The organism is Flavobacterium xizangense (genome assembly GCF_054075145.1).
Genome location: NZ_JBSIPG010000005.1, coordinates 135,938 through 145,521 on the forward strand (window position 1 = coordinate 135,938; position 9,584 = coordinate 145,521).

The following is a 9,584-nucleotide window of genomic DNA, read 5'->3' on the forward strand; positions in this document are numbered from 1 at the left end:
GCTTAACGTTAACTTAAAGTTGTCTTAAGATGATTAAATTGGTTTATTCTAATGCATTAGCGTTATATCTGAGTGCGAAAATTTTTATCTTTGACAAACTATGAACTGAGATTAATTTAAAATCTTAAATATATATACATGCATATTTTAATAGTTGAAGATGAATTAGGAATTGTGCAATTTTTGCAACAGGGACTTGAGGAAGAAGGTTATATAGTAACCACTGCTAACGACGGTTCAAAAGGTTTTGAATTAGTTCAGAATCATCAATTTGACTTGATTTTGTTAGATTGGATGCTTCCTAAAATTAACGGACTGGATCTATGCAAAGCGATTAGGATTAAGGACCAACATACACCAATAATTTTTCTTACTGCAAAAGATACTGTACAGGAAACAGTTGCCGGTTTAAAAGCTGGCGCGAATGATTATATAAAAAAACCTTTTAGTTTTGAAGAATTGGTTGAGCGTATTAAGATTCATTTCAGGCACATAAAAGGCGATAAGGAATTAACTCTTGGGGCGATAAAAATTGATTTGTCAAAGCATATTGTGCTAAAAAATGATGAAGAAGTTTCACTAACACAGAGAGAATTTGAATTATTGACTTATTTGATTCAGCATAAAGGCAAAGTTTGTACTCGAAATCAGATTTTAAAAGATGTCTGGGAAATAAATTTTGAGTATGATACTGGAGTAATTGATGTTTTTATGAATGCAATTAGAAAGAAACTCAATTTAAAAATCGAGGAAGATTATATAAAAACGATTCGCGGAATTGGATATATCGCTAACGACTTATAAATGGCACAATTATCTTTTAAAAACAGAATTGCCTTAAACTATATTATTACAACAGGTTTGTTGATTTTAGTGGTTTTCTCAGCAACTTATTCTACAGTAAAATTTACTGTTTATAAACATATTGATGAAAATTTGATGATTGAAATTCAGAATCATTTAAAAGAAATCAGAGTTGAAAACAAGAAAGTGATTTTTATGGATGCAGAAGAATGGGAAGAACGGGAACATAATTCCGTTGATGTTAACCCGGTTTTTGTTCAGTTTTTGGATTTAAATAAAAAAATAATTGAAAAATCACCCAACTTAAAAAACGAAAAACTTATTTATCATGAAGGTGAAGAGTACTATGAATTATTTGACACCAATTTATTAGATAGTAAGATCAGGCAGGTTCAGATTCCGCTTTATGTGCAATCAAAAAAAATAGGTTATTTAATCATTGCAATGTCATTATCAGATTCGGTCAAAGTATTAAAAAATCTCCTCGATACCTTATTAATAGCGTTTCCAATTATTTTAGTATTATTATTTTTAATTGCCCGTTTTTTTGCAGGACGAAGTATAAAACCCATTAACGCAATCATAGATACGTCCCGAATAATTACAAAAGACAATTTGAAAACAAGGATTCCGTTGCCAAAAACACGCGATGAATTGTTCACGCTTTCAAAAACAATAAACAATTTATTAAACCGAATTGAAGATGCGATAGAACGTGAAAAACAGTTTACTTCTGATGCATCTCATGAACTACGAACACCCTTGACAGTTATTAAAGGAACACTTGAGGTATTGATTCGTAAACCTCGAGATAATAAAGAATACGAAGAGAAAATTAATTATTGTATAAATGAAGTCGATCATTTAAATAGCCTTGTGGATCAACTGCTTTTAATGGCACGTTTTGAGAATCAAAAAAAGAATGTTAATAAGGAGTCAGTTTATTTGAACTCGTTAATACTGGATGTGTTGACGCTGAATTCGGAGAAAATAAATTCAAAAAAAATAGATGTAAAATTTGATGCTGTTGCAGATTGTTATATTCAGTCTGATACTTTTTTGGTAATTACTATTATAAGAAATATTATTTCGAATGCAATAAAGTATACTGATAAAGGTGGAAATATTTCTATTCTACTTTTAAAGCAAAACGGTAAAACAATATGTAAAATCTCAGATAACGGAATAGGGATTGCAAAAGGTGATTTAGAATTAATTTCGAGTCCGTTTTTTAGATCAAATTCTACGGATCATCCTGAAATTAAAGGGACTGGACTAGGATTGTCTATTGTAAAAAGAACCACAGAATTATTGAATATCAAATTTAAAATTGAAAGTGAATTAGGTTCAGGAACAACTGTTCATTTGACTTTTAATGATAATTAAGAAAACGTTATCGCAAGTAAAAAAATGACAGTAAAAATGGTACTTCAATTTTTATTTAACAATAAACTATCGTTAAGTTATATTAAAAATTGTTTTTTTATGAAATTAACTAGTATATTTGCAACCGAATCAAAGAATTATAAAACAAACCAAACAATGATTTCAAATCAATTACATCATCATCATTTTCATTATTGCTCTCAGGCGATGTGTTAATGGTATGTGTGTAAATCATCATATTTTAAAACCCGTTTGAGTACATCAAACGGGTTTTTTTATACCAATTCTTTGTACTCAAACTATTAATCAAACAAATAACTAAAAAATGAGTACTTTAAAAATTGCCATTCAAAAATCAGGTCGTTTAAACGAAGACAGCATTCAGATCCTAAAAGACTGCGGTATTTCAATCAACAACGGAATTGATCAATTAAAAGCAGAAGCTTCTAATTTTCCTCTTGAAGTTTTATACTTAAGAAATTCAGATATTCCTCAATATTTAATTGATGGTGTTGTAGATTTAGCTATTGTGGGCGATAATCTTTTGGTAGAAAAAGGAAAAGGAATTGAAGTCGTTCAGAAATTGGGTTTCTCAAAATGCAAAGTTTCTGTAGCAGTTCCTAAAACATTTGACTACAATTCTGTGCAAGATTTAGCAGGTTTGCGAATAGCAACCTCTTATCCAAACACTGTAAATGAATATTTTAGTAAATTTGGTTTAAAAGTTGATATTCACCAAATTTCTGGTTCTGTTGAAATTGCACCAAACATTGGGCTTGCAGATGCTATTGTTGATATTGTTTCAAGCGGAAGTACATTGTTTAAAAACAACTTAAAAGAAGTTGAAGTAATCTTAAAAAGCGAAGCAGTTTTAGCAGTTTCTCCAAAAGTTTCTCCAGAAATCCAAAAACACATCGATACTTTAAAGTTCAGAATTCAGGCCGTTTTGCGTGCCAGAAACTCAAAATATATTCTGATGAACGTTCCAAATGATAAAATTGATGCTGTTGGGAAAATTCTTCCTGTTTTAAGGAGTTTAACAGTTCTTCCATTGGCACAAGAAGGCTGGAGTAGTGTTCACTCCGTAATTGACAAAGATACTTTCTGGGATGTAATTGATCAGTTAAAAGAAGTTGGAGCCGAAGGAATTTTGGTTTGTCCAATCGAGAAAATGGTTCTTTAAAAAAAATAAAATCTAAAGTGGAATTTCCAAATCCGAAGTTGTAGATGCAGCTTTGCGAACTTAGTGTTTTTCAAGACAAAGAGAATAATAAAACCTTGCGCCCTTTGCGATAAAAAAAAATTACGGTATGAATAAAATTGATAATCCAAAACCAGAAATCTGGTCAGATATATTAAAAAGACCAACTCAAACTATTGATGATATTGAGGTTACAGTAAAAGAAATTTTCAGAGAAGTACAGAAAAAAGGAGATGAAGCTGTGGCAAAATACACTTCAATTTTCGATGGTATTTCACAAGACAATTATGAAGTTTCTTTGGAAGAAATAAATGAAGCAATCGAATTGATCCCGAATGAATTGAAAGAAGCAATTCAATTAGCAAAAGACAATATTTACAAATTTCACAGAGCGCAGAAAACCGACAGAATTGAAATTGAAACAATTGAAGGTGTAAACTGCTGGCAGGAAAAAAGACCAATTCAGAAAATTGGTTTGTATATTCCGGGTGGAACTGCACCTTTGTTTTCGACAGTCTTAATGTTGGCAGTTCCGGCTGAAATTGCAGGTTGTAAAGAAATCGTATTGTGTTCTCCTCCAGACAAAAAAGGAAAAATTAATCCGGCAATTTTATATGCAGCAAATTTATGCGGTGTAACAAAAATTTTGAAAGTTGGCGGAATTCAGGCTATTGCGGGAATGACTTTTGGTACAGAATCTATTCCGAAAGTGTATAAAATATTCGGACCAGGAAATCAGTTTGTAACTGTGGCGAAACAGTTGGCAACACAATTTGGCGTTGCAATTGATATGCCGGCCGGACCTTCAGAATTACTAATTGTAGCTGATGACACGGCAGTTCCGGCTTTTGTAGCTTCGGATTTGTTATCTCAAGCCGAACACGGAACAGATAGTCAGGTGATTTTGGTTTCAACTTCCAGAAAACTGATTTCGGATGTCGAAGAAGAAATACAATCGCAATTAGAAGTTCTTCCAAGAAAAGCTATTGCAGAAAAAGCCATCGAAAATTCGAAATTAATTTATGTCGAAAATGATCAAATTGCTTTGGATTTAATTAATGAATATGGACCTGAACACTTTATCATTTGTTCTGAATACGATGATTTCTATTGTAACGGAATCGTAAACGCAGGATCGGTTTTCATTGGAAATTATACACCGGAAAGCGCCGGAGATTATGCTTCGGGAACAAATCATACGCTTCCAACAAATGGTTATGCAAAAAATTACAGCGGTGTAAACTTGGATAGTTTTATGAAATCAATGACGTTTCAAAAAATATCTAAAACCGGAATTCAAAACATTGGAAAAGCGATTGAAGCTATGGCTGAAGCCGAAGGTTTACAAGCGCATAAGAATGCTGTAACGTTGAGATTGGAGAGTTTAAAATAAAAGACAAAAGGAAGAAGAAAGAACAAAGAAGCAAGATTTAAGAAAAAAAGTCTTTCATCTTGGTTTTTGCTTCTTAAAAAAGACAAAGCAATGAGTACTTTCGATATAAATACAATAACACGTGAAAACGTTAAAACTTTAAAGCCTTATTCATCGGCAAGAGATGAATTTGAGGATTTTGATACAGCCGAAATGATTTTTTTGGATGCCAATGAAAATCCATTTCAGAATGGTGTAAATAGATATCCTGATCCGCAGCAGAATTCGGTTAAAGCGATTTTGGCTAAAAATAATATAACGAAACAAAGCCAGATTTTATTAGGAAATGGAAGTGATGAAGTTTTAGACTTGCTTTTCAGAGCTTTTTGTGAGCCTAATAAAGACAATATTATTTCACTGCCACCAACTTACGGAATGTATGGTGTTTTAGCGAATATCAATGCAGTCGAAAACAGAGAAATTCTATTGACAACAGATTTTCAACCTCAAGTTGAAAAGATCTTAGAAGCAGTTGACGCGAATACAAAAATCATTTTTTTGTGCTCGCCAAACAATCCAACCGGAAATTCTTTTTCAGATGAAAGTGTGGTGAAATTATTGCAAAACTTTAAAGGTTTAGTAGTGATTGATGAAGCCTATATTGATTTTTCAGAGAAGGAAAGCTGGCTGACAGAAATTGACGCATATCCAAATTTGGTGATTACACAAACGCTTTCAAAAGCCTATGGTTTGGCTGGAATTCGTTTAGGAATTTGTTATGCATCTGAAGCTGTTATTTCAGTTTTGAATAAAATCAAACCGCCTTATAATGTAAACGAATTGACACAGCAAAGAGCAATCGAACGTTTAAAAGATTCGGAAAAAATAAAACAAGAAATCGCTTCTATTATTGAGCAAAGAGAAGAATTGCTTAAAGTTTTGCTTGAAGTTAATTTTGTAGAAAAAGTCTTTCCTACAGAAGCCAATTTTATTTTGGCAAAAGTAGATGACGCCAATAAACGATACAATCAATTAATAGAAAAAGGAATCGTAATTCGTAATAGAACGACGCAACCTTTATGCGAAAACTGTCTTCGTTTTACGATTGGAACAAAAGAAGAAAATGCGGTTGTTATTAAGGAATTGAAGTTGTTAAAATAGAAGAAAGAATATAGAGCAAAGAAGAAAGAAAAAATGAAAGAGCTTTTTGGATAGGATGAAAAGTCTATTTTCTTTACTCTTTTTTCTTTATTCTTAAAAATAAATATATGAAAAAAGTACTTTTTATCGATCGTGACGGAACGATTGTTTTAGAACCAGAAAATTACCAATTAGACAGTTTAGATAAATTAGAATTTTATCCAAAAGCTTTTCAATATTTGGCTAAAATTGCTAATGAATTAGATTACGAATTAGCAATGGTAACCAATCAGGATGGATTAGGAACGGACAGTTTTCCTGAAGATACGTTTTGGCCAACGCAAAATTTTATTTTAAGAGCTTTTGAAAACGAAGGCGTTGTTTTTGACGAAATTTTTGTCGACAGAACTTTTCCAGAAGAAAACGCGCCTACACGCAAACCAAGAACTGGAATGCTAACAAAATATTTGAATAATCCAGAATATGATTTAGCTAATTCCTTTGTTTTAGGGGACCGTTTGACAGATGTCGAACTGGCTAAAAATCTTGGTGCAAAAGCGATTTTTATGAATAATACTGATGGAATTGGTAGTAATGAAATTTCATCAAAACGTGAGGAATTAGACGAAACAATTGTTTTGCAATCAATGGATTGGAAAACAATTTATGAGTTTTTGAAATTAGAAGCGCGTTCAGCGTCTATTACTAGAAAAACTAATGAAACGGATATTTATATCAATTTAAATCTCGACGGAACAGGAAAAAGCAAAATCGACACGGGAATTGCGTTTTTTGACCACATGTTGGATCAAATTTCTCGTCACGGTCAAATGGACTTGGAAATCACGGTAAAAGGCGATTTAGAAGTTGATGAACATCATACAATTGAAGATACGGCTATTGCCTTAGGAGAGGTTTTCGCGAAAGCGCTAGGAAATAAATTAGGAATTGAACGTTACGGTTTCTGTCTTCCAATGGACGATTGTTTAGCGCAGGCAGCAATTGATTTCGGAGGAAGAAACTGGTTGATTTGGGAAACAGAATTTAAACGTGAGATGGTAGGCAAAATGCCAACTGAAATGTTTTATCATTTCTTCAAATCATTTACAGATGGCGCAAAAGCCAACTTAAACATCAAAGCAGAAGGAATCAACGAACATCATAAAATTGAGGCAATCTTTAAAGCTTTCGCGAAAGCAATAAAAGTAGCTGTAAAAAGAGATACCGAAAAAATGATTTTGCCTTCGACGAAGGGAATGCTTTAAAAAGGTTAAAAATTGTTTCAGGTTTCATGTTTCAAGTTCAGTGGAGTAACTTGAAACATGAAACTTGAAACCTGAAACAAAAAGTTAATGAAAATAGTAATTATAAATTACGGAGCAGGAAATATTCAAAGCATTATGTTTGCTATTGAAAGATTGGGTTTTAAAGCTGTTCTGAGTAATATTCCGGACGAAATTAAATCGGCTGATAAAGTGATTTTTCCTGGCGTTGGCGAGGCGAGTTCGGCGATGAGTAAACTTCGTGAAAGTGGATTGGATGGTTTGATTCCTGAATTGAAACAACCTGTCTTGGGGATTTGTCTGGGAATGCAATTAATGTGTAATCAAACGGAAGAAGGAAATACCAAAGGTTTAGGAATTTTTGATGTTGACGTTTTGAAATTTTCAAACAACGTAAAAGTGCCTCAAATGGGCTGGAATCAGATTTATGATTTAAAAACCGATTTGTTTAAAGGAATTTCTGAATATGAGTTTATGTATTTAGTTCACAGCTTTTATGCACCAAATTGTGCAGAAGCCATCGCAACAACAAATTACGATGTTGAATATGCGTCGGCTTTACAAAAAGATAATTTTTACGGAACTCAATTTCACCCAGAAAAAAGTGGTGATGTTGGGGAAAAGATTCTAGGCAATTTTCTAAAAATGTAAATTCCAATTACAATATCAAAAATTAATTAAAATATCCATTTCAGTTTTAGAATCTAAAATCTAAAATCAGAAATCTAAAATTAAAAACATGAGAATAATACCAGCCATAGATATCATTGAAGGAAAATGCGTTCGCTTGTCCAAAGGTGATTATGATACCAAGATAATTTACAATGAAAACCCGCTTGAAGTGGCGAAATCATTTGAAGCGCACGGAATTGAATATCTGCATTTGGTAGATTTAGACGGTGCAAAATCAAGTAAAATTGTCAATTATAAGATATTAGAAAAAATTGCCACAGAAACAAGTTTAAAAATTGATTTTGGAGGCGGATTAAAATCAGATGACGATTTGAGAATTGCTTTTGAAAGCGGTGCAAATCAAATTACGGGCGGAAGTATTGCGGTAAAAAACAGAGCAATTTTTGAAAAATGGATTTCAGAGTATGGCTCAGAGAAAATTATTTTAGGCGCTGATGCAAAAGATGAAAAAATAGCGGTTTCTGGGTGGTTAGAAGAATCAAATGAAGATTTGGTTCCTTTTATTCAGGATTATCAAAATAAAGGGATTCAGTATGTTATCTGTACAGATATTGCTAAAGACGGTATGCTTCAAGGTTCAAGTTTTGATTTGTACAGTAAAATTCTGGGAGAAGCAAAAGGAATAAAATTAATCGCTTCAGGAGGAATTTCAACTTTTGACGAATTACCAAAATTAGCAGAATTGGGCTGTGAAGGAACGATCATTGGAAAAGCGATTTACGAAGGAAGAATTAGCTTGAAACAACTAGAGGATTTTATAATTAGAAAATGAGAAAATTTGATAATTAGATAATTGTTTTGCGGAGTGTAAATTAATTAGCTAATTGACTAATTTTCTAATTAACACATTAGATAAATGTTAGCAAAAAGAATCATACCTTGTTTGGATATAAAAAACGGAAGAACTGTAAAAGGCGTTAATTTCGTTGACTTACGCGATGCTGGTGATCCGGTTGAATTGGCTGAAATTTACTCTGCTGAAGGCGCAGATGAATTGGTTTTTCTTGATATTTCGGCCACGGAAGAAAGACGTAAAACCTTAGTAAACATGGTTCGAAGCGTTGCCGAGAAAATCAATATTCCATTTACTGTCGGCGGCGGGATTTCCTCTGTTGAAGATGTTGATATTCTGTTGAATAACGGTGCTGATAAAGTTTCAATCAATTCATCGGCAGTTAAAAATCCGCAGTTGATTAATGATTTGGCACAAAAATTTGGTAGTCAATGCGTTGTTGTTGCAATTGACGCCAAACAAATTGACGGACAATGGATTGTGCATTTAGTTGGAGGAAAAGTGCCTACCGAATTAAATCTTTTCGATTGGGCTGTTGAAGTGGCAGAACGAGGAGCAGGAGAAATTTTATTCACATCTATGGATAATGATGGAACTAAAAATGGTTTTGCAAACGAAGCTTTGGCTAAACTTTCAGAATTAGTAAATATTCCAATAATTGCTTCGGGAGGAGCCGGAAACATTCAACATTTTGTTGATTCCTTTAAAAAAGGAAAAGCAGATGCAGCTTTGGCAGCGAGTGTTTTTCACTTTAAAGAAATAGAGATAAAAGCTTTAAAACAAGAACTTAGAAATAATGGAATTGAAGTTAGGCTTTAAAAAATAAGCAAGAAGCAAGAAGCAAGAAGCAAGAAACAAGAAGCAAGAAACAAGAAGCAAGAAACAAGAAGCAAGAAACAAGAAGCAAGAAAC

9 protein-coding genes are annotated in these 9,584 nt (G+C 32.8%); all 9 read left to right on the plus strand.

Features of this window, described 5'->3' with window-relative positions; genetic code table 11:
* Window positions 1–138 precede the first annotated feature (138 nt).
* The 9 genes from ACWA1B_RS13840 to hisF all read left to right on the plus strand — a co-directional run bounded on the left by ACWA1B_RS13840 (window position 139) and on the right by hisF (window position 9,491).
* Complete coding sequence (locus ACWA1B_RS13840; protein WP_456907823.1) at window positions 139–804, plus strand: response regulator transcription factor; 666 nt, start codon at window positions 139–141, stop codon at window positions 802–804.
* Complete coding sequence (locus ACWA1B_RS13845; RefSeq protein WP_456907825.1) at window positions 805–2,190, plus strand: sensor histidine kinase; 1,386 nt, start codon at window positions 805–807, stop codon at window positions 2,188–2,190.
* Between the two features lie 325 nt (window positions 2,191–2,515).
* Entirely contained in the window at window positions 2,516–3,373 is an 858-nt protein-coding gene (hisG, locus tag ACWA1B_RS13850) for an ATP phosphoribosyltransferase (RefSeq protein ID WP_035643834.1), read from the plus strand.
* A gap of 127 nt (window positions 3,374–3,500) precedes the next feature.
* Entirely contained in the window at window positions 3,501–4,784 is a 1,284-nt protein-coding gene (hisD, locus tag ACWA1B_RS13855) for a histidinol dehydrogenase (RefSeq protein WP_456907827.1), read from the plus strand.
* Window positions 4,785–4,874: 90 nt separating this feature from the next.
* Window positions 4,875–5,924, plus strand: coding sequence for a histidinol-phosphate transaminase (hisC, locus tag ACWA1B_RS13860; RefSeq protein WP_456907829.1), 1,050 nt, complete (start codon window positions 4,875–4,877; stop codon window positions 5,922–5,924).
* Window positions 5,925–6,031: 107 nt separating this feature from the next.
* Entirely contained in the window at window positions 6,032–7,168 is a 1,137-nt protein-coding gene (hisB, locus tag ACWA1B_RS13865) for a bifunctional histidinol-phosphatase/imidazoleglycerol-phosphate dehydratase HisB (RefSeq protein ID WP_456907831.1), read from the plus strand.
* Window positions 7,169–7,255: 87 nt separating this feature from the next.
* Window positions 7,256–7,837 (plus strand): imidazole glycerol phosphate synthase subunit HisH, encoded by a 582-nt coding sequence (gene hisH / locus ACWA1B_RS13870; protein ID WP_456907833.1) that lies wholly within the window; start codon window positions 7,256–7,258, stop codon window positions 7,835–7,837.
* Window positions 7,838–7,925: 88 nt separating this feature from the next.
* On the plus strand, window positions 7,926–8,651 hold the full coding sequence (gene hisA, locus ACWA1B_RS13875) for a 1-(5-phosphoribosyl)-5-[(5-phosphoribosylamino)methylideneamino]imidazole-4-carboxamide isomerase (RefSeq protein ID WP_456907835.1): 726 nt from the start codon (window positions 7,926–7,928) through the stop codon (window positions 8,649–8,651).
* A gap of 84 nt (window positions 8,652–8,735) precedes the next feature.
* Window positions 8,736–9,491 carry an imidazole glycerol phosphate synthase subunit HisF gene (gene hisF / locus ACWA1B_RS13880; protein WP_456907837.1) on the plus strand — a complete coding sequence of 252 codons (756 nt, stop codon included), beginning with the start codon at window positions 8,736–8,738 and terminating at the stop codon, window positions 9,489–9,491.
* Window positions 9,492–9,584 lie beyond the last annotated feature (93 nt).